Source organism: Pseudoalteromonas sp. 120-MNA-CIBAN-0494 (genome assembly GCF_040308885.1).
In the GTDB taxonomy this organism is placed as follows: Bacteria; Pseudomonadota; Gammaproteobacteria; order Enterobacterales; family Alteromonadaceae; genus Pseudoalteromonas; species Pseudoalteromonas nigrifaciens.
Window position 1 is genome coordinate 1 of the sequence record NZ_JBEOOE010000197.1, and the last position, 252, is coordinate 252.

Sequence of the window (252 nt, forward strand, 5' to 3'; positions counted from 1 at the left end):
ACCTTCAATTGCTACTGCCGTGCCAGTTACTTTTGCACTGACATTTAAAAAACAGTGATTTCACTTAACGAGCTTAGCAAGCAACTCAGCGAGCCAAGCAAACCTTTTGAACAATGGCAGCCCGCTCACTGCGGGCAGTTATCATTATTGATTGATGAGCAAGGTAAATGGTTTTACGCAGGTAGTGAAATTATCCGTCAATCAATGGTGAAACTTTTTGCCAGTGTATTATGCAACGAAGATGGTCAGTTT

At 41.7% G+C, this 252-nt stretch carries 1 protein-coding gene; it reads left to right on the forward strand.

Annotated features, from left to right (window positions below; all coding sequences use genetic code 11):
- Nucleotides 1-54 precede the first annotated feature (54 nt).
- Nucleotides 55-252: DUF1285 domain-containing protein (locus tag AAEY55_RS18505; RefSeq protein WP_350552735.1), on the forward strand; the 198-nt coding region annotated here is incomplete at its 3' end.